The sequence below is a fragment of the Agarivorans gilvus genome (assembly GCF_001420915.1).
Lineage (GTDB): Bacteria > Pseudomonadota > Gammaproteobacteria > Enterobacterales > Celerinatantimonadaceae > Agarivorans > Agarivorans gilvus.
In genome coordinates, this window is sequence record NZ_CP013021.1 from 421142 (window position 1) to 444424 (window position 23283).

The following is a 23283-nucleotide window of genomic DNA, read 5'->3' on the forward strand; positions in this document are numbered from 1 at the left end:
AAGGTTAACAGGGAAGCTTTATATGACTATTCAAGCACTCGGCGAGCAGCCCAAGGATACAAAAACTCAAGAGCAAGCAGCCTTGGTTGAGAAGCATCCTTGCTTTTCTAAAGAAGGGCATCGTTATGCCCGAATGCATTTACCGGTAGCGCCGGCATGTAATATTCAGTGTAACTATTGCAACCGCAAATTTGATTGCAGCAACGAAACTCGCCCCGGAGTGGTCTCTAAGTTGTTGTCGCCAGCCATGGCTGCTAGACGTTTCCAAAAAGTGAAACAGCACGTACCGGAAACCCAAGTAGTGGGTATTGCAGGGCCAGGTGATCCTTTAGCTAATCCAAAAGCTACCTTGGCTAGCCTAAAAGCCATTGCTAAAGTGGATAGCGAGGTACATTTATGTATTTCTACCAACGGCTTGGCTTTACCCGACCAATTAGACGATTTAATTGCGGCTGGAGTAAAACACCTCACCATCACCATCAATTGTATCGATGCTGACATTGGTCAGAAGATTTACCCTTGGGTGTATTTTAATCAGCAACGACTACGCGGAAGAAAAGCAGCGCAAACGCTGATCGATCGCCAGTTAATCGGTTTAGAGGCGGCGATTAAAGCGGGTATGTTGGTGAAGGTAAATACGGTATTGATTCCAGGAATTAATGATCACCATATCGAAGCTCTTGCCGAAGAGCTAGGGCGTTACGGAGCCTTTATTCACAACGTAATGCCGCTGATTTCTGACCCCGCTCATGGCACCTATTTTGGCTTGATGGGACAACGCGGCCCCACTAAAGAAGAACTAGATAACGCTCGAGCGCTGGCTGGGCAAAGTATGAGCCAAATGACCCATTGCCAACAATGTCGTGCAGACGCTGTGGGTAAACTGGGCCAAGATATTGATATAGCGGCTTTAGAAAACCCGACGGCCAATACTAGCAAGCCGCTGCATATCGCGATTGCCACTAAGAGCAAGCTGCTTATTGATCAGCACTTTGGCCATGCCAGTGAATTTAGCACTTACTTAGTGAGTGCCGATAGCATTGAGAAACAAGCTGACTTTAGCTGGCAGCAATACTGCTCGGGTAGCGACGAATGCGAGCCAGAGAGCCAACAAAAAGATTTGTCTGCGCTTAATCACTTCGACCAAATCTTATGTAGCCGTATTGGTTTAGCCCCTAAACAAGAGTTAGCCGAGCTAGGGGTTGAAGTGGTCACTCAATACGCTCTGCGTGACATTGAGCAAGCCTTAAGTGCGATTCAACAGCAGTTGCAAGCACAACGCAGCAAAGCATCACCTTGTAGTGTAGGGGAGTGTGGATAATGGCCTTATCAATTACTAAAGCCTGTATTTCTTGTTACGCCTGTAAAGAGGTGTGCCCTCAGGGAGCGGTATCGAGTGCTGGTGCTAAGTTTAGCATCATTGAACACCGCTGTAACGAGTGTAAAAGCCTCGGTAAGGGGCCACAATGTGCGCAGATTTGCCCGGTAGAAACAGCCATAGTCGACGCCCAAGGTGAAGCACTGAACCCGCCAGGTTCATTAACCGGCTTACCGCAAGACCCTAATGTGATTGCCTTTTCGAGCTAGGAGGAACTATGGAACATCAGTTACTAGAAGCCGAAGATAGTTATATTGGGCCCGCTTGGGAGCAAGCCTTAAGCAAGGTGACTCACCCCATGTCTCTGCGAAACCGAGCGTGGTTTAAAGGTATTATTTTGGCTCAACTGGCTGGGAATGCCGCCTTACCCCATGGTTTAGGTTTGGATAACGCCAGTTATTTGGAGCTAAAACGCGCCGTTAATAGCCGAGAAGTAGAGAATCAAGAACTGTTATGGCGGCAACCGTTCAAAGCTAATCTGCGAAAGCGTTCGGAAGTACTTGCCGAGGTGTTTAGTTTACGCGCTCAAGAACGTAATGAGCTGATTGATGTACTGATAGAATACGCCAACCCTAAAGCGCCTTATGCGCTGCAAATGGCGATTGTTGTTGCTACCGCTTGTTTATCGCAGGCCCACCTATGGCGCAGCTTAGGCCTAAGTGAACGTGCCGAATTAGGCGCTTTATTGAAATACAATTTCCCAGATTTGCATGCCATGAATACCAATAACATGCGCTGGAAGCGGTTTTTCTATCGCTACTTATGCCAGCAAGGTGGTGACTATGTATGTCGTGCGCCAAGTTGCGCAGAATGCTCCAGTTACAGTGAGTGTTTCGTATAAATCTTAAGATCGTTATTGAGTAAGTATTTACCGAGGTAGTAGTAATGATTAAATGTAATTTTAAAGCGCTGTTAGTGGGCGTAACTGCCCTAAGTGCTTACTTCAGTTTTTCCTGTGCCGCCGATACCGTTCAAGTAGCGGTGGCGGCCAACTTTTACCAACCCTTGCAACAAATTGCCCAGCTGTTTGAGCAAGATACCCAGCATAAAATGCAAATATCGGTGGGCTCTACCGGCAAACTGTACGCACAAATTATTAACGGTGCGCCTTTTGAAGTATTTTTTGCAGCCGATCAAGCTCGCCCAAGCCTATTGGTTAAACAACAGCTAGCATTAGCCGAGTCTCAGCGCTCTTATGCGCAAGGCCAGTTAGTATTGTGGTCGCCTAATGCCAGCCTTGTTGATCAGCAAGGCAAGGTTTTGAGCAGTAATACTTTTAGGCATTTAGGCATTTGTAACCCAAAAACCGCTCCCTATGGCGCAGCAGCCGTTGAGGCCTTAGAGCAGTTGGGACTTTACTCGAAAGTACAAAACAAATTGGTTGAAGGCCAGTCGGTGGCGCAAACCTTTCAGCAAATCAGCTCCGGTGCGGTTGAGCTAGGCTTTGTAGCCTTATCTCAAGTGTTAGTTGATGGTGAAATCAGTCAAGGCGCTGCGTGGTTGGTGCCAGGGCAACTGTATTCACCAATTAAACAAGACGTGGTGTTGTTGACCAAGGGTAAAGATAATCCTGCTGCACTAGCACTGATGGCTTATTTACAGACCGACAGCACTCAAGAGCTAATTAGAGCAGCGGGTTATTCCATTCCTTAACTCGGTAGCGCTGCAGTAGTTCAAGACGCTTGTAGATTTTATTCACTTATAGACTAGCCGTGGGGAGACGAGATGCCTGATTTAATGGTGGTATGGCTAACCTTGAAGTTGGCCTTGGTGGTCACCCTAGTCTTAGTGTTGGTAGCCACCCCTTTAGCATGGTGGTTATCGCAAACCCAATCGCGGCTTAAGTCTTTTGTTGGGGCTTTATTTACCTTGCCCCTAGTATTGCCACCCACGGTATTGGGTTTATAAACACTTGCTTTCACTTCCCATGAGCTTTTTTGGTAAACAACAAAGTGGTCAGGTTATTGCGCGAGTTAGGGAGATGGACAAGATTCGCCAATTCTTATCCGGTTCTGCACTAAGCCTAGTTTTAGATTTGTTTTTTGTTGGTGTTTTTCTGCTGGTAATGTTTTTCTATTCATCTCGATTAACTGCTGTTGTGTGTATATCATTAGTTATGTATTTTGTTTTTTGGTTGCTTGTTGGGCCAAGCCTAAGAAGACGTGTAAATAATAGCTTTGAATGTTCAGCCGAAAATACAGCTTACTTAAATCAAGCGATCACAGGCATAGAAACCATTAAAACTAATGCAGTTGAACATGGGTTTGTTAAAAAATGGCAGTTAAACTTGGCTCTTGAATTAAAATCTAATTTTAGTGCTCGTATTACCAGTATTTGGGCGCAGCAGGGCGTTGGACTAATTCAAAAATTATCTGCAGCTTTACTATTATGGTTAGGCGTTAAACTAGTTCTATCTGGGGACTTAACCGCAGGGCAGTTAGTGGCTTTTAATATGTTAGCTAGCCAAGTGACTCAACCTATTTTACGTTTATCACAAGTTTGGCAAGAGTTTCAACACTCGCTTATTTCATTAAAGCGTATTGGCGATATTTTGTCAGAACCTCCAGAAGCGGGTTCTGAGGGTTTAACTTCAAGCCCGCCAGTTAAAGGCGCTATTCGTTTTAATCAAGTACGATTCCGCTATCAAAGCGACGCGCCTGAAGTATTGCGAAATTTGAGCTTTTCTATAGAACCTGGCGAGTTTATTGGCATTACCGGAAGTTCGGGCTCAGGCAAGAGTACATTAACTAAGCTAGTGCAACGTTTATATAGCCCAGACTCTGGAGAAATATATATAGACGGGCAAGACTTGGCTATTTCAGATCCGGTTGAACTTCGTCGCAATATGAGCATTGTACTTCAAGACAATCACCTTTTCTCTGGCTCTATTGCCGACAATATTCGGCAGTGCTGCCCACAGGCGAGCAACTCTAAGGTAGAGCAAGCCGCCAAGCTTGCCGGAGCGCATGAGTTTATATGCGAACTTGAGCAAGGCTATAACACCCCCTTAACCGAACGTGCTGGCAATTTGTCAGGCGGGCAAAGGCAACGAATAGCCCTAGCTAGAGCACTCATTACCAATCCTAAAATTTTAATATTGGATGAAGCAACAAGCGCATTAGACTATGAGTCAGAGGCTGCAATTATTAATCGCCTTCCAGAGATAACCAAAGGGCGAACAGTAATAAGCATTGCCCATCGTTTAAATACCATACGAAACTGTGATCGGATATTTGTTATTAATGAAGGGCAACTTATTGAAGTTGGTAATCACGCAACATTGCTTACTAAGAGTGGGTTCTACTCTAAGTTGTTTAGTAGTCAATTGTAAATTTTATTGTTTATTGGAGGGGAGATGAGAATTAGGGTTCCAGAAGAAAGCTGGAAAAAGAAGCTTTTGTTGGTACTGGTTTGTATGTTTCTCGTGGGAATGCTGCCGGAATATAATGGTTTTTTTAGAAGTGATGATTCGTTTAAAGATACTAGTGAAGTTTGTGGAACTGTCACGTCATATGTTTACACTGGTGAAGGACCTGGTTCTGGTAAAACATTTTCAGCTTGGTATCTGATTATTGATAATAATGAAGGTAGGTTTGAATTCATGGTGGATCGACCCTTTATATTGCCATATATACCTGATTTTAGAGAATATATTGGTTCGCCAATATGTATAAAGTATATACCGGTTGTATATAGCTCCCTTAGTGACAAATTTGTTGTTGATATATTTTTTGATGGCAAGGGATTGTTGAATGAATCTCTGGCGAAGAAGTACTATTTTACACCAATAAGTCCGTTTTATTCTACTTATCTTATCTTTGTGTTTTTATTTATTTTTTTGTTGATTATTGATTTTAGAGGGAAATAATGTCGAATTTAGTAAGGCCTTGTTGATCAATTCAGAGCCAAGAATGCAGTAACCCCAAGGCGCTTTCCTCTTTATTCAGCTAGCTGACGAGCAGGCATACCTAGCCTGCTCATTTTGTTCAACGCGCACACTCCGGCCATGATTTCGCCGACTTGGGCGTTGTAACAACGTAGACTCAACTTGTCGCTAAGCAGTTGTTTGAAACGATACATCGCCGTCTCCGATAGTGAACGAAGATGGTAAGCATTGTCCCGTTTCCAGTTTTCCAACTCACCTTGCTTCAAGGCTTTTACTGCAACGTTCCGTGGGTGACCCGCTTCCCACATACCTGCATTCTTGCGTGGAGGGATTAGTGCAACAGCCTTCTTACGTTGTACTTCTTGATAGCTCTGCCGTGTGTCATAGGCACCATCAGCGCTTACTGCTTTCACTTTGCGCCGCAGCGGTCTCAACAAGGTGGGTAACACTTCACTATCGTGAACCCAGTCCATCGAGACCTCAGCACTCACTATCTGATGGCTCTGGGCATCTACTGCCATATGCAGTTTTCGCCAGACTCGACGCTTTTCAGCGCCGTGTTTACGCACCTTCCACTCTCCTTCGCCAAACACCTTAAGACCTGTAGCATCGATAACGAGGTGAGCCGCTTGACCTTGGCTAGGTAGGCGATAGTTGACTTCAACAGTCTTTGCTCGCTTGCTTATACAACTGTAATCGGGAGATTTTAAGTCGACCTTGAGCAGGCGAAACAATGAGTTGATGAAGCTTTCAAGAGCACGCAGTGGTAACTTGAATACGCCTTTAATCATCAGCGCAGTTGCGATAGCGGTGTCACTGTAAGTTTGGCTGCGCCCTCGACGACCACTGCGCTCAGTGTTATTCCATAGTTCTATGGCTTTCTCATCCATCCAGAAGGTCAATGAGCCGCGTTGCTTCAGTGCACTGTTGTACTGCTTCCAGTTGGTGATGTTGCCTTTCGCTTTACCCATGTTTGGTGACCCGACAGATATAGATACTGATCAGATCCGCGACTGCTGAGTTAGTTCAATCTGATTTAGGAAACAACGCCCTATCCAGCTAGAAAAACAATTTCAACTGATTTTGCTCATCATGGTGGCGAATCTGGGCTTCATGTTCAAATTGACGGTGTTGCCTATATAAAAGGCAAGTAAAATATTCTATCGTTTGAGCATCCTTACAAAGCACTTGGCGCATAGCGGTTGTTAGGGCTTATCTAAAATTCCAGTAAAAAACAACGCTAAATTACATTACCAGTATTTCTGGCATTACAAATAAAAATGCTCAAATATTCGAACGTAGACATAAATGATTAATTAGAGAGTTGCACTGAGTTTCGAAAATATTTATGTGACCAGATTTCCATAATCCAATACTAAAAAACAAGTCCCCTTGCTAATGGCGATTTTTTCCGCCATTAGCGAGTCTGAAAGGGTACTAGGGATCTAGGTTTATTGTTATGCGATGTTAAATCGTAACATATTCCAGGACAGCGGTGAGATAACGATTTCGTTTAAGTTTTGAGTGAGGGGTTTTGACTTAGGTACCACCTTATCAGGATGTTCTAAAGAATTAATATCATATACATCGTTATTTTCTAACGCTATATGAGAGGTCATTTCTACACGACCAAATGAACGCAAGTCACAATTAACCACCATGTTTTCATTTAATGATTTATTAATTGCGAATATTGTCAGCTCTGTTTCATCGTTAGAAATAACCGCTACCGAGTCTAGGTATGGCACGTCAGAAAAATCTCTAGAGTCATATTTATCACAATGGATAATGCCTCTTAAAGCAGTCCCTCGACCGTATTTTGATGCGTAGTAAATCGGATAAAAAATAGTATTTTTCCAAACTTTACCATTCTTATCTGTCATTATTGGTGCCAGCACATTCACCAGTTGAGCATAAGCCGCAATTTTTACTCGATCACAGTTGCGAATTAAGGCAATTAACATGGCTCCCGCGACAAGAGCGTCTTCAAAGTTATAGGGCTCTTCGAGAATAGCGGGGGCTATTGGCCAATCTTTGCCACGGTCTCGTATCGTCTCGTGATCCTGCTGGCGATTGTGATACCAAACATTCCACTCATCTAGCGAGATGTGAATATCTTGACTAGATTGAGTTTTCACTTTCATATAGTCAATAAGGTTGCCGATAGACTGTATGTATTCATCAAATGCTAAGGTCTTCGCTAGGAAGTTTGCGGTATCCTTTTCTAGGTTTAAATAATACTGATGCAGTGAAATGTAATCGATATAGGGATGAGCTTGTTGAATGAGTGTTTGCTCCCATTCGCCAAAAGTTGGTGACTCTTGTCCTGCGCTGCCTGCGGCAACAATTTCGATACTGCCATCAAGAAGCTTCATCGCTTTTGCGGTTTCTCTAGCTAAACGCGCATATTCGAAAGGTGTTTTTTGACCGACTTGCCAGTCGCCATCTAACTCATTGCCAATAGCCCATGTTTTAATGTTATGCGGTTTTTTATAGCCATGGGAGATACGAAGATCGCTGTAGTGCGTGCCACTGTCACGGTTACAGTAATCAAGTAAGTTAAGCGCATCCAAAATACTCCGAGTACCCATGTTGACCGTCATCATGGCTTCTGCACCAATTTCGTTTAACCAATCCATGTATTCGTTGGTGCCCACCTGATTGGTCTCGATACATTTCCAAGCTAAATCTGGTTTTCTGGGTCTATTTTCTCTTGGGCCGACCCCATCTTCCCAAACGTAGGTGGCGATAAAGTTACCACCGGGTAAACGAACCATGGGCACATTTAGCTCTTTTACTAATTGTATAACGTCACGACGAAAGCCGTTTTCATCAGCTGTGGGATCTTCCGGGTCATAGATACCACCGTAAATACAACGCCCCAAGTTTTCTATAAAAGATCCATAAATGCGATTATCAATTTTCGAAATGATATAGTCTTTATCAAAAATAACTTTTCCTTTCATTATTCAACCTTTTAAAAAAATAAAAATAAATAGGATACCAGTTTTAATAAAACAAAATAATTAAAGAGCCGTTTGTGAAATAAATGATAAAGTAAACAAGCCGCCTATAACAATTAAAATAAATATAATGCCACTGTAAATTGATGAAACATTGCTCACGTTTCGCGCATAAGTAAAGGACTAGCGTCCAACGTTGTTTGTGCCTTTAGTTGAGAAAGTGCTGGTGGGTTGGGATTAAGATTAAAAGTGACAGAGCGGAATCGGACAAATAATATTAGAGTTAGCAAGTATGAGAAATTTAGACGGCACTCTTTGCTTTGTTAAGTAGTGCAGCGCTAGAGCGAAGATAAGCAATTTTTTCCTAATGAAACTTATTCACCAATTACTAAATTAGCAAAAATACTGGCAAACTTTTGTCCATCTTCATATTGGCCTGATCAGGCTGAAACACTTTTACCTCATTCCAAGCTTGGTTGCTGCTGTTTGTTTTGAGATTTGTCATTCCTGCCATTCTGCAAAGTGGTCGAGTAGAAAATCGATGGCCAGCCTCGCTCTTAATGGTAGGAAATGACGGTTTTGATATACAATCCAACTGCTGTTGCCGCTTCCCCAATAAGGCTCAAGAACTGGTACTAAACGACCTGATGTAATGGCATCGCTAAAGCTGCTTTTTGGTAGATACGCCACGCCTAAGCCCTCTGTACAAGCTTGCAAAACGGTGTGGGCATTATTGCTTTTCCACCGACCCCGTACTCTCACGTCATTTAAAGGTTTGCCATTCTTTTCAAACAACCACATATCTTTATTGGTGATAATACAACTGTGATGCTTAAGCTGTTCGGGTGAGTCGGCAAGCCATGCTCATCAATGTAGTTCTGACTGGCTGCAGCAGCCATGGGACGATCTACAAGCTTTCTCGCAACCAACCCTGAATCGCTTAACCTCCCATAACGGATGGCAAAATCAAAACCGTCTTCAATAAAGTTCACCATGCTGGTGTTGAAGTTTATTTCTACCGTGAGATTAGGGTGTTGTTTGGCGAATTCCATTAAAGCTGGCGCTACATAGTTTTCAGCAAACGCGCCAGCGGCACTCACTCGTAAGGTACCGCTCAATTGCGTTTGTTGCGTGGTGAGTTGCTCATTGGCTTGTTGAAGTCCAATGACTAACTCTTTGCACTGTTGGTAATATGCTTGGCCAGCTTCGGTTAAGCTCACCATTCTTGTCGATCGTGCTAACAAGGCGACACCTAATCGTTCTTCCAACCTAGTGACTTGGCGACTGACGTGACTGGTACTGCAACCCAATTGTTTTGCCGCCGCAGAGAACCCTAGGCTCTCTGCAACCGTAACAAACTCGTTGATGCCCTCAAAACTGTCCATAACTACCTTTGCTAAATAGCAATAATGTTTTGTCAATATGGCGTATTATCACTTAATCGTTTAGCAATTAGTATGTCGGTGTTCAACAAATACAATTAAACCAATAGGAAAACCATCATGAAGAAAGTACTCATTATTGTAACTAACCATGCGACGCTGGGTGAAACTGACCAAGCGAACGGAACTTACGCACCAGAGCTAACTCATGCACTTAGCGAACTACTTGCTGCTGGCTTCGATTACGACATTGCTTCGATTAAAGGTGGTCAGGCTCCACTATATGGAACCGATATCGAGGGTGATGCAGTAAATGCGAAAATCTTAGCTAATGATGATTTCCAAAACCGTATCAATAACACGATTCCAGTGTCACAGATCAACGGCGACAGCTACGACGCAATATTTTATCCAGGTGGCTTCGGTCTTCTTTCCGACTTGGCGAGCAACGAAGACTTTGCAAAAATTTCAGCAAAGCATTATGAAGATGGCGGTATTGTTGCAGCCGTGTGTCATGGTCCTGCTGCTCTTCTTCCTATCACACTAAGCAATGGTGACAAGTTGCTTGAGTCTAAGTCAGTGACAGGTTTCACTCGTGAAGAAGAGATCGATTTTGGCACCATCAATGACATTCCTTTCCTTTTGGAAGAGTCTTTGGCACGTGGTGCAGCTCGTTATTCAAAAGTTCAACCTTGGCAAGAGTTTGTGATTGTGGATGGTCGTGTTATCACAGGGCAGAACCCTACAAGCGCTCATGGCGTCGGTAAAGCCATCGTGGATCTATTGGCTTAAACGATAATTGGGACTTAAACCCTACCTCAATGCGGTAACATGTCCGATAAGAATTTCTCTCCCGCATTCACAGTTGGCATTTTTCGGCTCAGAAGTGGCGTTATTCGAGTTAGCTAAGCTAGCTAACTCGAAGTTTTCCCAAGATCAGCCATCGTTAATTGAAACTGTTCTAGGATGCTTTGTCACATGACTTAGCTTTAGAACTAATTGCTACTTTGCTAATTAAGTTCAAACTCTAAATTATTTTGTCCGAACTGAGTTATTTAATGAAGATTACATTGTTGCCGCGTTGCAAACCGTAACATGTTGCCTTGGCCGATGAAGGCTTTCACTCTCGAAACTCAATCTCTAAACATCGCTTAAGCAGGCGTTGGGCAGTTTGTTTCACCAAAGAGTAACTACCCATGATTGTGGCTAAATTGAATTAGTTTTGGTCAGACCTCACAACTACCCGGTTATAACATGGTGTCTGTCGCTTTCTTTCCCTGTATTAAAGCTCTAAGTTCACTTCTAACGGGCTTTGCTGTTGTTCCTGCTTAACTCGCTTCATCTTTGGTTTATACAGGCTGACGCGGTTTTTGCCGTTTTGTTTGGCGTGGTACATCGCGCTATCGGCTTCGTGTAATAAAGCGAAGAATAAGTCGGCATTTTGTTTCTGCGCGCTAGTGGTTACGCCAACACTACAGGTCACTCGGCCTATGGCAGTTAATACTGGCGTCATTGCTTCTATTGCACTGCGAATGTTTTCGCCAATGGCCAAGGCTAGCTTTTCGCTGGTATCAGGCAAGATGACCACAAATTCCTCGCCGCCAAAGCGGGCCAATAGCGGGGCTTCACCGAGTTGCTGCGCTAGGGTATTGGCCACCTGTTGCAATACGCAATCGCCAGAGGCGTGGCCGTGAGTGTCGTTAATTAATTTAAAATTATCAATGTCGATAAACAATATTGCGGTTTGATAAGGTGGTTTTTGTTGCTCAACTAACACCTTGGCTTTTTCCAATAGCGCCCGCCGATTTAAGGTTTGGGTTAAGGAATCAATATCGGATAAAGCTATAAGTCGCTTGTTTAGCGTTTCTACTACCAAGGCAAAATAACCTACGGTGGTGATAATTGAAGCGCAAGCTGCAATAAACATGGGCAGGGCAGTAACCGATTGAGCAGTAAATAAGTGGTTTTCAGGCTGAGTGCTAAAGAGTAGCGCCAATGCTTTACTCGATTCACTTAGGGCTTGAGTGGCGTAAGAGAATATTAACAAGCGTTTGCCTAAGCTGCGCTGTTGTTTGCTTCTAGGGCGAATAGAGTCAATCAACAACAGCATGAATGCAGTGGTGACTAAGCTCATTAGGCTGACTCGGTAGACATAACTATAATTGATGATGGTCCAGTACATCAGCACGGCCAGTAACAATAGCAGTAATAGGGCGAATTGTTTGAGCGATATTTGCGGAGCTCGCGCTACCACCTTACAGTTGCCGCGCAGCGCACTATATAATCCTAAACAGAGTAATCCGTTACCAAGAAATACCGATAATTCAACCGGAATGGCCAAGCGAGACATATAAAAACACAGGGCTGCGGCTACTAAGGTGCGGCCAATTGCCCATTCTTTAATTCCAGCAATTTCAGTATAACTGTGGGCTAAAAACATTAATACCACCGCACCTATCAAGTGGGAGCTGGCTAATATAAAAAAAACAGTTTTTATATCTAACATCACTATAAATTTATCTTTTTTTTATCCGCAGCGTCATCCGTAACGGCGCTGTTATTTCATTGCTGTAGGTGTCTAGCTCATCACACCGCTTGGCTTGAATTTGGTAGCGTTTTCAAAGGCGCAACTAATAACTCAGCAGTATGATTGTTCCATGAGGATTTTGTGACCATATACCATTAAATTTGAAGCAACCTTGTTTTAGCGCAATGTTTCATCATGCAAAAACTGCTGATTGATAGGTTTTTTATGTAGTTATAGGAATGATTTACAGGGGATAGACGTTTGCAGTTGTTTGGCGGGGAAACTAACAAAAAAGGGTTTATAAAAATAAACCCTTTTTAAAGTGTTGAAGCGTTTATAGCTTCGCTGCGGCGTCAAATACTACGTGGGTGTAAGCACCTTCTGGTTGTTTAGTAATAACCGGCGTTGACTCACTGTCGAGTAGAATTTTAACGGTGCGCTCATAAGCGGCTGGTTCTAAGTAGCCAATACCTTTGTCGCTATTGCTAAGCAGTTTGGCCACTTCTTTAGCCATACGAATTTGGTGAGCTTCGGTCTGCGCACCGGTGTCGTCGTATTCCAATACGATAAGGCCGGCATCTTCAGGGTTAGCTGCTGCCCATTCCCAACCTTTAATAGTGGCTTTTAAAAACTTCGCATAAGCGTCAAGTTTCTTAGGATCTTTTAGGCTGTCTTCTAATACGTACAAGCCGTCTTCTAAAGTGGCTACACCTTCTTCTTCGTATTTGAATAGCACTAATTCCTCTGGGGTTAAGCCGCCATCTAGTACTTGGCCGTATTCGTTGTAAGTCATGGTAGATACACAATCGGCTTGACCTTGGAAGATAGGATCTACGTTAAAGCCTTGCTTAAGTACGGTAACCCCGTCGGCACCGCCCGCTGTAGAGTAGCCCAGTTTAGACATCCAACTTAGGAAGGGATACTCGTTACCAAAGAACCATACCCCTAAAGTTTTACCGGCGAAGTCTGCTGGAGTGGCGATGCCGCTGTCTTTTAGACAGGTTAGCATCATGCCTGATTTACCGTAGATCTGACCAATATTCACCAGTGGTAAGCCTTTTTCACGAGTGGCTAGGGCTGAAGGTAGCCAGTCCACTACAATGTCGGCACCGCCACCGGCCAATACTTGGGCTGGGGCAATGTCTGGGCCACCGGGTTTAATGGTGAGGTCTATGCCTAGATCTTTGTAGTAGCCTTTATCTAAGGCCACGTAATAACCGGCAAATTGCGCTTGAGTTACCCACTTTAATTGTAAAGTCAGTTTTTCTGCTGCGCTGCCACTAAAACTAGCGGCCAAAAGTGCTGCGCCTGAGGCTAAAGAAAGTATCGTTTTTTTCATAGTTAAGTCCCTTTATATGACGAAAGTAAAAGCTGGTTTTAGTGTTACTTGTTTCCTCGGAATGAGGGGTGCCAAAAGAGCAAGGGTTTTTCGAGCAGAGCCAGAGCTCCGTAACTCAATGAACCGGCAATCGCCGCCACTACGATGGTGGCCCACACCATGTCCATATTCATTCTTCCCACTTCGGTGGAAATTCGAAAACCCATGCCCACAATGGGGGTGCCAAAAAATTCCGCTACAATGGCGCCAATTAAGGCCAAGGTAGAGTTCAGTTTTAGCGCGTTAAAAATAAACGGTAAGGCTTGCGGTAGTTGACTCTTCACAAAGGTTTGGGTTTTGCTGGCCGCGTAGGTGTGCATTAAGTCTTTATGAATCGCGTCGCAAGACTGCAAACCAGTAAGGCTGTTGATGAACATGGGGAAGAAGGTCATCACCACGATCACCGCCGCTTTTGACTGCCAATCAAAGCCAAACCACATCACCATAATGGGTGCGATACCCACGATTGGAATGGCCGACATAAAGTTACCTAGGGGGACTAAACCCTTGCGTAGAAAGGCGCTTTTAACTGCCCACTGCGCTACGATGAAGCCCGATAAACAGCCTATAAAGTAGCCTGATAACACTGCTTTTAGATAGGTTTGTTTAAAATCTGTCCACAGGGTGGGCAGGTTGTTGATTAAGGTTGAGAAAATCGCACTAGGAGCAGGTAATAGCACCGCGGAGACGGCATAACCCACCACGATGCTTTGCCAAAACAATAACAGCATGAAAGCAAATAGCCCCGGAATAAGCGGCTTAATATAGGCCTGTTTACTAGGGTAGCTCTCGCACAGCTGGGTGAGCCGTGAGAGTAAGGCACTGGCGGCTACAGCACAGGCCATAAGCAAGATTAACCAAGCCGGATTTTGGCTGTAAAAACCACTGTCGGCGGTGGCCAGTAATACTAATTGGCAAGCTAATATTGCCAGTAGTAATAAGGAGCTTAAAGACTTAGGCATTGGCTAGTCCTCCACGGCGTTTAAGTAAGGCTCGTTCGGCCACACTCACCAACCAAACTAACAATGAGCCGAGCAAGGCGGCCATGATTAGGGCGGCCCATATTTGTTCGGTTTGCCCGTAATAGGAGCCACTGAGTAAGCGAGAGCCGAGTCCGCCTTGTGCACCGGTGGGTAACTCGGCCACAATCGCGCCCACTAAAGCTGCGGCAATCGCGACTTTTAAGCTGGCAAACAAATAGGGTTGGGCAGAGTACCAACGTAGCTTCCAAAAGGTTTGTAAGGCGCTGGCGTTATAGGTGTACATAAGTTCTTGATGCAGGGTGTCTGAGGCGCGCAAGCCTTTCACCATGCCAATGGTGACGGGGAAGAACGATAAATACATGGAAATAATCGCCTTGGGCACCACGCCGGTAATGTTTAACGCCCCTAATACCACCACAATAATGGGCGCGATGGCCAAAATCGGGATGGTTTGTGAGGCAATCACCCAAGGCATTAAGCTGGCATCAAGGGTTTTGTTATGCACAATGCCAATGGCGATGACAATGCCCAAAATCGAACCAAAAACAAAGCCTAATAAGGTTGAATTTAAGGTGATAAAGCTGTGAAACACCAGTGAGCGTTTCGAGCTAACCGAACGTTCAAATACCGACTTTTTTAGCTCCATAGCTACCTGATGCGGCGGCGGAAGCATCGGCCGTTTAACCGCATAAGCTTGTTTAATTACTTGGCTGTAAGTCCAGTCCTGTTTTTTACGTTCAAGAGTGTTGATTAGTTGGTTACCATTCATGATTAAGGCCGCTAAATACCAAATCCCGATAATCGCGACGATTAAGCTCACTAGTGAAAACCATTGGCTGTCTGCTAAATATTTTTTCACGCTACAGGCCTCCTTTGTGCTTAATCAATGGCATGGTCATTGGCTAGAGCGTTGCGAATTTCAGACGCTAGCTCATGAAAGGCCGCTTGATCGCGCAGCGCTAAGGTTTTAAGCCGTGGCAGCGGGCTTTCTATCACCTTAACAATCCGCCCGGGGCGCGGCGACATCACCACGATGTGGGTAGATAACAACACCGCTTCGGCGATGGAGTGGGTCACAAAAATCACTGTTTTCTTGGTTTCCTGCCATATCCGCAGAAGCTCCATGTTCATGTGATCACGAGTGATTTCATCTAAGGCGCCAAAGGGCTCATCCATTAGCAATAACTCCGGGTTAATGCACAGCGCGCGAGCTATTGATGCGCGCTGTTGCATGCCGCCAGATAGTTGCCAAGGGAACTTCTTGTGGAAGTCTTGAAGACCCACCATCTTCAGGTATTTGTCGATCTGCTTTTGTTGGTGCTCGCCAGGTTGACCGGATATCTCCATGGGCAGCGCGCAATTTTGCGAAATGGTGCGCCAAGGCAATAAACCGGGTGCTTGGAAAACGTAGCCATATAAGCGGTTTAGGCGGGCGTCTTTAGGGCTGGTTCCGTCCACCTTGATTTCGCCAGCAGTGGCCTGTTCTAAATCGGCAATCACTCTAAGCAGGGTGGTTTTTCCACATCCTGAAGGGCCAATGAAGGAAACAAAGTCGCCCTCGTTAACCTGCAGGTTGATGTTAGAAAGGGCGTTTACTGGGCCATCGTTGGTTTCAAATACCAAGGACAAATCTTTCACCGAGATCATCGAGCGTCCAGTGTGACTTTGTATCGCCGCTTCTTCGCTGTCTACTGTTTGTTTTACTGCTAACATAAATTCTGTCTCTCCTTGACGAACTAGCGGGCTTAGCGAACTACGGCTGTTGGGGCGTTAACTTCGTTATATTTTTTTACCGCCTCAAAAATCGAAGGAAAGGCGGGGCGCTTGATATAACGGCCAGCACCTTCGGTAACAAATAACTCTCCATCTTTAAACACCACTTTTCCCTGACTAATGGTAATGTGAGGCGCGCCAGTGACGGTACGGCCTTCAAAGATGTTGAAATCGATGTTTTGATGGTGAGTCTCGGCAGACAAAGTATGCGTTTTTGCCGGATCCCAAATTACGATATCGGCATCGGCGCCTTCTACAATGCAGCCCTTTTGCGGATAAAGGTTGAAAATTTTGGCACTGTTAGTGGAAGTAACGGCAACAAATTCTTGCTCGCTTAAACGGCCTTTATTTACTCCCGAGTCCCACATAATCATCATGCGGTCTTCTATCCCTGCGGTGCCGTTAGGGATTTTGCTGAAATCGTCTTTGCCCATGGCTTTCTGATCGGCGCAGAAACAACAGTGGTCGGTAGCGGTGGTTTGCAAAGTGCCGCCTTGTAGCGCCTTCCAAAGGACTTCTTGATGGCCTTTCGGGCGAAATGGCGGGCTCATTACGTGGGCCGCAGCTGCTGCCCAATCGTTTTGGCGGTAAACACTGTCATCTAACTCTAAGTGGCCAGCCAATACTTCGCCGTAAACCCGTTGTCCTTCGTGGCGAGCGCGAGCAATTTCATCCACCGCCTCTTTACACGAGACATGTACCAAATAAAGAGGCACGCCAAGTGATTGAGCAATGCGAATTGCGCGGTTAGCGGCTTCACCTTCTACTTCAGTTGGGCGCGATAGCGGATGGGCTTCGGGGCCAGTTAAGCCCGCTGCCAGTAGTTTTTTCTGTAAATGATCGACTAACTCGCCGTTTTCGGCATGAACCGTGGGCATGGCACCGAGTTCTAAACAACGGTTGAAGCTGTTCACTAGGGTTTCGTCTTCGGCCATGATGGCGTTTTTATAAGCCATGAAATGCTTAAAGCTGTTAACCCCTTCCTCTTTTACTAAGGTTTCCATATCTTGGTAAACGCTGTCGTCCCACCAAGTCACAGCGACATGGAAGGAGTAGTCGGCCACTGAGCGAGAGGCCCAATCTTTCCAAGTGTTATAAGCTTCCATTAAGGATTGTTGCGGGCTAGGAATAACAAAGTCAATAATCATGGTAGTGCCCCCAGCAAGGCCAGCCGCGGTACCGCTATAGAAATCTTCGCTGGCCACCGTGCCCATGAAGGGCAGTTGCATATGGGTGTGTGGGTCAATCCCGCCAGGCATCACCAGTTTGCCATTGGCATCAATTTGTTCTGCATCTTCGGGAACGGATAAATTTTGGCCGATGGCGACAATTTTGCCGTCTTCACAATATACGTCGGCGTAAATACTTTGGTCTGCGTTGACTACCTTGCCACCTTTGATTAATACACTCATCACTAACTCACTCCATTATTAGATGTCTTAGCGTTTTATTTGGCTCACGCTTAGCGGTTTTATAAAGCGTTTCTAAAACCTTTGTTTATGCCAATGCAATAGATTGACCAACTGGACAAACTGTGTGCATTTATTTTGCTAAAGCCGCATGAAATCAGGGTTTAATACTAACAATAGGCCTTGAAAGAGGAGTTTAATCATTAGCCATTACGCGCCAAATCAGGGCGGATTATCACTGAATTAGTGCACAAATATTAAGCAGAGCTTGAATTCATTGCTGTGAAACTAACGGTACTGCTACCACCTAACCAAAAATAGACCTTTAAATTCAATCAGTTATATATGTGTTAATAATCTGTTGTCCAAATGGTCAGGTGTTTGCATGGTTAACTCTACTAGATGGCAGTCTTGTCTCACAGCCAGACCAAGCCAATGTTGGGTGATAGGAGAATGGAATGAGTACGTTAAAAATAAATAGTGACCGTTTATGGGATAGCCTCATGGAAATGGCAAAAATAGGTGGAACAGAAAAAGGCGGCTGTAAACGTTTAGCGCTTACCGATTTAGATAAACAGGGCCGCGAGCTCTATATCAAATGGGCCGAAGAAGCGGGCTGTAGTGTGAAAGTCGATGCTATTGGTAACATTATGTGTACTCGTCCGGGTGAGGATATGAGCCTTGCGCCTGTGGGAACCGGCAGCCACTTAGATACTCAGCCCACCGGTGGTAAATTTGATGGCGTATTTGGTGTATTAGCGGGCCTTGAAGTGGTGCGTTCATTAAATGATCAGAACATTAAAACCAAACATCCGGTGGAAATTTCGGTGTGGACTAACGAAGAGGGGTCTCGTTTCGCCCCTGCCATGATGGGTTCAGGTGTGGTATCTGGACGCTTTGGCCTGCAAGAGATCTTAGATACCACCGATGTTGACGGTTTGCGCTTAGGCGACGAGCTAGAACGGATAGGTTTTGCTGGTGAAACTCCGGTGACAGGGCGTAAGTTTCATGCCTTTTTTGAAACCCACATCGAACAAGGTCCTTATTTAGAAGCTGAAAATAAGCAAATTGGTGTAGTCACTGGTGGCCAAGGCCAGCGTTGGTATAACGCTACATTGCTAGGGCGGGAGTCCCATGCCGGCACCACCCCCATGCATTTGCGCTGTGACGCACTACTAGCCAGTACCCAATTGATTCAAAAAGTCGAAGACATTGCCAAAGCGCACGCCCCCGGTTGTGGCACTGTAGGCTTCATGCAAGTGGTGCCTAACTCGCGTAATACCATTCCTGGCAAAATTGAGATGAGCATCGATTTACGTCATCCCCTGGATGAAGAACTCAGTGCCATGGATAAAGCGCTAAGTGAAGCAATCGCCGAGATTGAATCGGCCACTGGTGTTGCTATTCAGCTAGATCCTTTCTGGTATTACGAGCCTATTCATTTCGACGAAAACTGCGTGAATGCCGTGCGCAAAGCGGCAAATGATCTAGGTTACAGCAACATGGATATTATTGCCGGAGCAGGACACGATGCTTGTTATGTGTCGGACTTTGCTCCTACCAGTATGATTTTTACGCCTTGCTTGAACGGTATTAGTCATAACGAAATAGAAAGCACCACTCAGGAAGAATGTGAGGCAGGTTGCTCGGTATTATTAAATGCCATTGTGACCATGGCTGAGCAAGTGAACGAAGCTGAAGCCGCTGACCTGGCTGCCGCTAAATAGTGATAAGTGCGCTAAAGCGATAACTCGATTTATCGCTTTAGAGCAATTTAATTCCACAGCCTTTTAATACCATGCGAGTTAAGAACTCCACTCCTGCCTCATAGTCGCTTTCATCTAAGCTGGGTTTTTCTAACATCATGCTGCATTGCAACGCATGGTCGGCGTAGGCCTGAGTCGACGACCAAATCATAAACAGAAGATGCTCCGGGTTGATGGGTTCCATCCATTGTTTGGCTATCCACTCTCTAAATACTTGGCAAGTTTTATCAAACTGTTGCTTAAGATCGGTAGCGAGCTGCTGTTTTAAATAGGGAGCGCCATGTAGGATTTCTGCGGCGAAGATCCGCGAGGCATTAGGGTGCTCTTTAGACATTTTAATTTTCTGCAGTATGTATTGGCGTAAGGCCACATTGGGATGCTGATCGGCGGTCATCTGATCCATGTGGCTCATCCACAATACCAATAAGCGACTTAATACGCCTTTATATAGCGCTTCCTTGGTTTTGAAGTAATACAAGACGTTGGCTTTGGGCAGATTAGCTTTGGCAGCGATGGCGGCAATGGTGGTACCTGAATAGCCATTCTCGCCAAATAGCTGCTCTGCCACAGCTAAAATTTGCCCTAGGTTATCTTTACGAATGTCGGCGAGTTTACGGCGCTTAACGCCACTGCTAGCTGCTTTGCTCATGGTTAGGTTCTTTTCACTCCCTTGTTCGTTGCACAAACATGTGGCCAACCGCTTTAAAACTGGGCAAGACATGCTTAGCGTCACTGTTTAAGCATACCTGCTATTTTACTTAAGTCTAATAGTATTAGCTTTCTTGTTAAAAAATATATATAGAATTAACCTTATTTATCATGAGTTTAAATTCTATTTAACAGTCTCTCTCAAATCTTCTGACCGCTTGGTCAGAAGATGGTACAGGCCTTGCTTTATTTTTATACAACCAGAGGCAGAAGTCTCGGAATTATAAAAATAGGGAGATCCCATGGTGATGAGTATGGAGCAGCCACAAGGCTATTCACAACAACAGCTAGCCCTTGATCAAATGTTCAAGGATATCAATCCAGCACTAAGTGCCCGCCAAGCCGGTATCGAAAGTTCGCGTTGCTACTATTGCTACGACGCACCTTGTGTTACCGCTTGTCCTTCCAAAATCAATATACCCAGTTTTATCGCCAGTATTCACGCTGATGATTTAACCGGAGCAGCCAAAACCATTTATTCAGAAAATATTTTGGGCGGAAGCTGCGCTAGGGTTTGTCCAACTGAAATTCTATGTGAGCAGGCCTGTGTTCGTAATAAAGAACAAGAAAAAGCGCCGGTAAAAATTGGCTTATTACAGCGTCATGCTACCGACAATGCCAAATTTGTTGGTCACCCATTTAAGCGTGCCGACGCTACCTGTAAAACCATTGCGGTTGTAGGTGCAGGCCCAGCAGGTTTAAGTTGTGCTCATCGCTTAGCACTATTGGGTAACGAAGTTGAAATATTTGAAGCGGCGGAAAAGCCCGGCGGCTTAAACGAATATGGCATCGCCAAATACAAATTAACTGATAACTTTGCCCAAAAAGAAGTGGAATTCATTTTGGGCATTGGTGGCATCACCTTGCATACCAATAAGGCCTTAGGCAAAGACATTAGTTTGAGTCAGCTAAAAGAGCAGTTCGATGCAGTGTTTTTAGCCATTGGTTTACAAGATGTGCATTCATTGATGTTGGTGAATGAGGCTCATCCGCAAATTTTAAATGCGGTGGATTACATCAAAGAGCTTCGCCAGGCTTCTGATATTAGTGAGCTTGACGTACCCAAAGACAGCGCGGTAGTGATTGGTGCCGGTAACACAGCCATCGATATGGCTTGTCAGTTGAAGCGCTTAGGCACTGAAGAAGTGACGCTGGTCTATCGTCGTGGCAGTGAACACATGAGCGCCACCGAACACGAGCAGCAAATAGCAAAAGACCATGAAGTAAGAATTAAAACTTGGGCGCGTCCAGAGCATATCAATCTTAAGGATGATGGCAGCCTAAAAAGTTTGACCTTCCGTAAAACCTACACGGAAGACGGCCAGCTAAAAGATAGTGAAGACAGCTTTGAAATTAACTGTTCAGCGGTATTTAAAGCAGTAGGGCAGAAGTTTGCTTACCCCAAAGCCGAGCAACTTATACCTACAGTAAGCAACGGAAAAATCGCTACCTTTGGCCAGCAAGTGACCAGCATCGATGGCGTTTATGCCGGCGGAGACTGTACCGGTGAAGGACAAGACCTAACCGTAGAAGCCGTTCAGCAAGGCAAACTCGCCGCCTTAGCCATTCATCACCAACTTAATCAGGAGGCTTAATTATGGCCGATTTATCTATTGAATTTGCAGGTATTAAGTCACCCAACCCATTTTGGTTAGCTTCTGCGCCGCCTACCGACAAAGCTTACAATGTTGAGCGCGCCTTTGAAGCGGGTTGGGGCGGTGTAGTTTGGAAAACTCTTGGCGAAGATCCTGCAGCAGTCAACGTTTCCTCTCGTTATTCAGCTATTTATGACCATAACGGCGAAGTGTCTGGCTTTAACAACATTGAGCTGATTACCGACCGCAGTTTAGAAATCAATTTAAAAGAAATTGAAGCGGTGAAAAAGGCTTGGCCCGATCGCGCATTGGTGGTGTCGCTGATGGTGCCTTGTGAAGAAGAGTCATGGAAGAAAATTGTTAAGTTGGTTGAGCAAACAGGCGCCGACGGTTTAGAGCTAAACTTCGGTTGTCCGCATGGTATGCCAGAGCGAGGCATGGGTGCGGCGGTGGGCCAAGTACCTGAATATGTAGAAATGGTCACCCGCTGGTGTAAAACCTACAGCAAATTACCAGTGATTGTGAAACTTACACCTAATATTACTGACATTCGTTTCTCAGCTCGCGCTGCCAAGCGTGGTGGAGCCGATGCGGTTTCAGCGATTAATACCATTAACTCAATTACCGGGATTGATTTAGACAAGATGTCTGCGCGCCCCATGGTAGACGGTAAAAGTACTCACGGTGGTTACTGTGGGCCGGCGGTTAAACCGATTGCGCTAAACATGGTGGCAGAAATTGCCCGTGACACGGAAACGATGGGTTTACCTATTTCAGGCATTGGTGGGATTAGTAACTGGCGCGACGCCGCTGAGTTTATCTCGCTGGGCTCGGGGAGTGTGCAAGTGTGTACCGCGGCAATGATTTATGGCTTTAGAATTGTCACCGAGATGCAACAGGGCTTGTCTAACTGGATGGACAGTAAGGGCTATAAGAAAATCTCTGACTTCCAAGGTTTGGCTGTGCCCAATACCACCGATTGGAAGTACCTCAACATGAACTACAAAGTGGTAGCCGATATCGACGATGATAAGTGTATTGGCTGCGGGCGTTGTTACATTGCCTGTGAAGATACCTCTCACCAAGCCATTGACCGCAAAGTACGCGAAGACGGCAGCGTGGCCTTTGAAGTGATTGAAGACAAATGTGTGGGTTGTAACCTGTGTCAGATCACCTGTCCGGTGGATAGCTGCATCAAGATGGAGCAAAAAGATGCCGACAAACCTTACATGAACTGGACTCAAGACCCACGTAACCCTTACAAAGACGCTTCTTAACTAGGTACAGGGCTAGGTCTGCTAGCCCTAAGCGCAATGCGTGATCAAGCTGATCGCATATTGCTCATCTTGTAAGCTGCTTGTATACAAAAGGTATAGAAACAACAAAGCCTGCTAATTAGCAGGCTTTGTTGTTAAATTTGGTATTCGCGAGTGGATTTGAACCACCGACCCCTACCATGTCAAGGTAGTGCTCTAACCAACTGAGCTACGCGAATATATTTTTATGGCCTTGGAGCCAGCTGCTGGGCAGCGAGT

20 protein-coding genes, 1 tRNA gene and 1 pseudogene are annotated in these 23283 nt (G+C 45.1%); 11 read left to right on the top strand and 11 right to left on the bottom strand.

Translation table 11 applies throughout. The features are described 5' to 3' along the window. Positions 1-22: 22 nt before the first annotated feature. From nifB to AR383_RS02020, 7 genes are all read left to right on the top strand, one after another. Positions 23-1321: a nitrogenase cofactor biosynthesis protein NifB gene (nifB, locus tag AR383_RS01990; RefSeq protein WP_055731620.1), complete on the top strand. Its 1299-nt coding sequence runs from the start codon at positions 23-25 to the stop codon at positions 1319-1321. Next, entirely contained in the window at positions 1321-1587 is a 267-nt protein-coding gene (locus tag AR383_RS01995; protein WP_055731621.1) for a 4Fe-4S dicluster domain-containing protein, read from the top strand. Before nifB ends, AR383_RS01995 begins: the two co-directional genes overlap by 1 nt. 8 nt (positions 1588-1595) lie before the next feature. Beyond that, on the top strand, positions 1596-2219 hold the full coding sequence (locus AR383_RS02000) for a nitrogen fixation protein NifQ (protein WP_055731622.1): 624 nt from the start codon (positions 1596-1598) through the stop codon (positions 2217-2219). Positions 2220-2263: 44 nt separating this feature from the next. Next, positions 2264-3031: a molybdate ABC transporter substrate-binding protein gene (gene modA / locus AR383_RS02005; protein ID WP_055731623.1), complete on the top strand. Its 768-nt coding sequence runs from the start codon at positions 2264-2266 to the stop codon at positions 3029-3031. A 72-nt stretch (positions 3032-3103) separates the two neighbouring features. Next, on the top strand, positions 3104-3286 hold the full coding sequence (locus tag AR383_RS02010) for a hypothetical protein (protein WP_055731624.1): 183 nt from the start codon (positions 3104-3106) through the stop codon (positions 3284-3286). Between the two features lie 19 nt (positions 3287-3305). After that, positions 3306-4709 (top strand): type I secretion system permease/ATPase, encoded by a 1404-nt coding sequence (locus AR383_RS02015; protein WP_055731625.1) that lies wholly within the window; start codon positions 3306-3308, stop codon positions 4707-4709. Between the two features lie 24 nt (positions 4710-4733). Next, positions 4734-5246: a hypothetical protein gene (locus AR383_RS02020; RefSeq protein ID WP_055731626.1), complete on the top strand. Its 513-nt coding sequence runs from the start codon at positions 4734-4736 to the stop codon at positions 5244-5246. A 71-nt stretch (positions 5247-5317) separates the two neighbouring features. On the opposite strand, the gene AR383_RS02025 is transcribed toward AR383_RS02020, so the two are convergent. The 3 genes and pseudogenes from AR383_RS02025 to AR383_RS02035 all read right to left on the bottom strand — a co-directional run bounded on the left by AR383_RS02025 (position 5318) and on the right by AR383_RS02035 (position 9612). Then, positions 5318-6235 (bottom strand): IS5 family transposase, encoded by a 918-nt coding sequence (locus AR383_RS02025; protein ID WP_055731627.1) that lies wholly within the window; start codon positions 6233-6235, stop codon positions 5318-5320. 486 nt (positions 6236-6721) lie between these two features. Continuing rightward, positions 6722-8230 carry an arabinosylfuranosidase ArfA gene (gene arfA, locus AR383_RS02030; RefSeq protein WP_055731628.1) on the bottom strand — a complete coding sequence of 503 codons (1509 nt, stop codon included), beginning with the start codon at positions 8228-8230 and terminating at the stop codon, positions 6722-6724. Between the two features lie 498 nt (positions 8231-8728). Further along, positions 8729-9612, bottom strand: a pseudogene (locus AR383_RS02035) (LysR family transcriptional regulator). Positions 9613-9729: 117 nt separating this feature from the next. On the opposite strand from AR383_RS02035, the gene AR383_RS02040 reads away from it, so the two are divergent. Then, a complete protein-coding gene (locus AR383_RS02040; protein ID WP_055731629.1) occupies positions 9730-10401 on the top strand; it encodes a type 1 glutamine amidotransferase domain-containing protein in 672 nt (223 codons plus the stop codon). Positions 10402-10891: 490 nt separating this feature from the next. Here the strand turns inward: AR383_RS02040 and AR383_RS02045 are convergent, their stop codons facing one another. From AR383_RS02045 to hydA, 6 genes are all read right to left on the bottom strand, one after another. Next, complete coding sequence (locus AR383_RS02045) at positions 10892-12049, bottom strand: GGDEF domain-containing protein (protein WP_188407235.1); 1158 nt, start codon at positions 12047-12049, stop codon at positions 10892-10894. A gap of 421 nt (positions 12050-12470) precedes the next feature. Further along, positions 12471-13475 (bottom strand): ABC transporter substrate-binding protein, encoded by a 1005-nt coding sequence (locus AR383_RS02050; protein WP_055731631.1) that lies wholly within the window; start codon positions 13473-13475, stop codon positions 12471-12473. Positions 13476-13519: 44 nt separating this feature from the next. After that, positions 13520-14476, bottom strand: a complete 957-nt coding sequence (locus tag AR383_RS02055) for an ABC transporter permease (protein ID WP_055731632.1) — start codon at positions 14474-14476, stop codon at positions 13520-13522. Beyond that, positions 14469-15356 (bottom strand): ABC transporter permease, encoded by an 888-nt coding sequence (locus AR383_RS02060; protein ID WP_083481465.1) that lies wholly within the window; start codon positions 15354-15356, stop codon positions 14469-14471. Before AR383_RS02060 ends, AR383_RS02055 begins: the two co-directional genes overlap by 8 nt. A 20-nt stretch (positions 15357-15376) precedes the next feature. Next, positions 15377-16210 (bottom strand): ABC transporter ATP-binding protein, encoded by an 834-nt coding sequence (locus AR383_RS02065; protein ID WP_083481466.1) that lies wholly within the window; start codon positions 16208-16210, stop codon positions 15377-15379. 32 nt (positions 16211-16242) lie between these two features. Further along, complete coding sequence (gene hydA / locus AR383_RS02070; protein ID WP_055731633.1) at positions 16243-17682, bottom strand: dihydropyrimidinase; 1440 nt, start codon at positions 17680-17682, stop codon at positions 16243-16245. A 455-nt stretch (positions 17683-18137) separates the two neighbouring features. Between hydA and AR383_RS02075 the strand changes: the two genes are divergently transcribed. Beyond that, on the top strand, positions 18138-19406 hold the full coding sequence (locus AR383_RS02075) for a Zn-dependent hydrolase (protein ID WP_055731634.1): 1269 nt from the start codon (positions 18138-18140) through the stop codon (positions 19404-19406). Between the two features lie 37 nt (positions 19407-19443). On the opposite strand, the gene AR383_RS02080 is transcribed toward AR383_RS02075, so the two are convergent. After that, the gene (locus AR383_RS02080) at positions 19444-20094 is read right to left on the bottom strand and encodes a TetR family transcriptional regulator C-terminal domain-containing protein (RefSeq protein WP_055731635.1); all 651 of its coding nucleotides are present in this window, start codon (positions 20092-20094) and stop codon (positions 19444-19446) included. Positions 20095-20395: 301 nt separating this feature from the next. Between AR383_RS02080 and AR383_RS02085 the strand changes: the two genes are divergently transcribed. Both AR383_RS02085 and preA read left to right on the top strand, forming a co-directional pair. Next, positions 20396-21748, top strand: coding sequence for an NAD(P)-dependent oxidoreductase (locus AR383_RS02085; protein WP_055731636.1), 1353 nt, complete (start codon positions 20396-20398; stop codon positions 21746-21748). A gap of 2 nt (positions 21749-21750) precedes the next feature. Beyond that, a complete protein-coding gene (preA, locus tag AR383_RS02090; RefSeq protein WP_055731637.1) occupies positions 21751-23025 on the top strand; it encodes an NAD-dependent dihydropyrimidine dehydrogenase subunit PreA in 1275 nt (424 codons plus the stop codon). 141 nt (positions 23026-23166) lie between these two features. Here preA and AR383_RS02095 read toward each other — a convergent pair. Further along, positions 23167-23243, bottom strand: a tRNA-Val gene (locus AR383_RS02095). Between the last annotated feature and the right edge of the window lie 40 nt (positions 23244-23283).

Excerpts from the sequence above, each read along its gene's own strand:
- AR383_RS01995 (WP_055731621.1), top strand. The coding sequence starts at position 1,321 with ATGGCCTTATCAATTACTAAAGCCTGTATTTCTTGTTACGCCTGTAAA.
- AR383_RS02020 (WP_055731626.1), top strand. The coding sequence starts at position 4,734 with ATGAGAATTAGGGTTCCAGAAGAAAGCTGGAAAAAGAAGCTTTTGTTG.
- modA (WP_055731623.1), top strand. The coding sequence starts at position 2,264 with ATGATTAAATGTAATTTTAAAGCGCTGTTAGTGGGCGTAACTGCCCTA.
- AR383_RS02000 (WP_055731622.1), top strand. The coding sequence starts at position 1,596 with ATGGAACATCAGTTACTAGAAGCCGAAGATAGTTATATTGGGCCCGCT.
- AR383_RS02065 (WP_083481466.1), bottom strand. The coding sequence starts at position 16,210 with ATGTTAGCAGTAAAACAAACAGTAGACAGCGAAGAAGCGGCGATACAA.
- AR383_RS02040 (WP_055731629.1), top strand. The coding sequence starts at position 9,730 with ATGAAGAAAGTACTCATTATTGTAACTAACCATGCGACGCTGGGTGAA.
- AR383_RS02050 (WP_055731631.1), bottom strand. The coding sequence starts at position 13,475 with ATGAAAAAAACGATACTTTCTTTAGCCTCAGGCGCAGCACTTTTGGCC.
- AR383_RS02010 (WP_055731624.1), top strand. The coding sequence starts at position 3,104 with ATGCCTGATTTAATGGTGGTATGGCTAACCTTGAAGTTGGCCTTGGTG.
- AR383_RS02080 (WP_055731635.1), bottom strand. The coding sequence starts at position 20,094 with ATGAGCAAAGCAGCTAGCAGTGGCGTTAAGCGCCGTAAACTCGCCGAC.
- arfA (WP_055731628.1), bottom strand. The coding sequence starts at position 8,230 with ATGAAAGGAAAAGTTATTTTTGATAAAGACTATATCATTTCGAAAATT.
- AR383_RS02015 (WP_055731625.1), top strand. The coding sequence starts at position 3,306 with ATGAGCTTTTTTGGTAAACAACAAAGTGGTCAGGTTATTGCGCGAGTT.
- AR383_RS02075 (WP_055731634.1), top strand. The coding sequence starts at position 18,138 with ATGAGTACGTTAAAAATAAATAGTGACCGTTTATGGGATAGCCTCATG.
- hydA (WP_055731633.1), bottom strand. The coding sequence starts at position 17,682 with ATGAGTGTATTAATCAAAGGTGGCAAGGTAGTCAACGCAGACCAAAGT.
- AR383_RS02055 (WP_055731632.1), bottom strand. The coding sequence starts at position 14,476 with ATGCCTAAGTCTTTAAGCTCCTTATTACTACTGGCAATATTAGCTTGC.
- preA (WP_055731637.1), top strand. The coding sequence starts at position 21,751 with ATGGCCGATTTATCTATTGAATTTGCAGGTATTAAGTCACCCAACCCA.
- AR383_RS02085 (WP_055731636.1), top strand. The coding sequence starts at position 20,396 with ATGGTGATGAGTATGGAGCAGCCACAAGGCTATTCACAACAACAGCTA.
- nifB (WP_055731620.1), top strand. The coding sequence starts at position 23 with ATGACTATTCAAGCACTCGGCGAGCAGCCCAAGGATACAAAAACTCAA.
- AR383_RS02025 (WP_055731627.1), bottom strand. The coding sequence starts at position 6,235 with ATGGGTAAAGCGAAAGGCAACATCACCAACTGGAAGCAGTACAACAGT.
- AR383_RS02045 (WP_188407235.1), bottom strand. The coding sequence starts at position 12,049 with ATGTTTTTAGCCCACAGTTATACTGAAATTGCTGGAATTAAAGAATGG.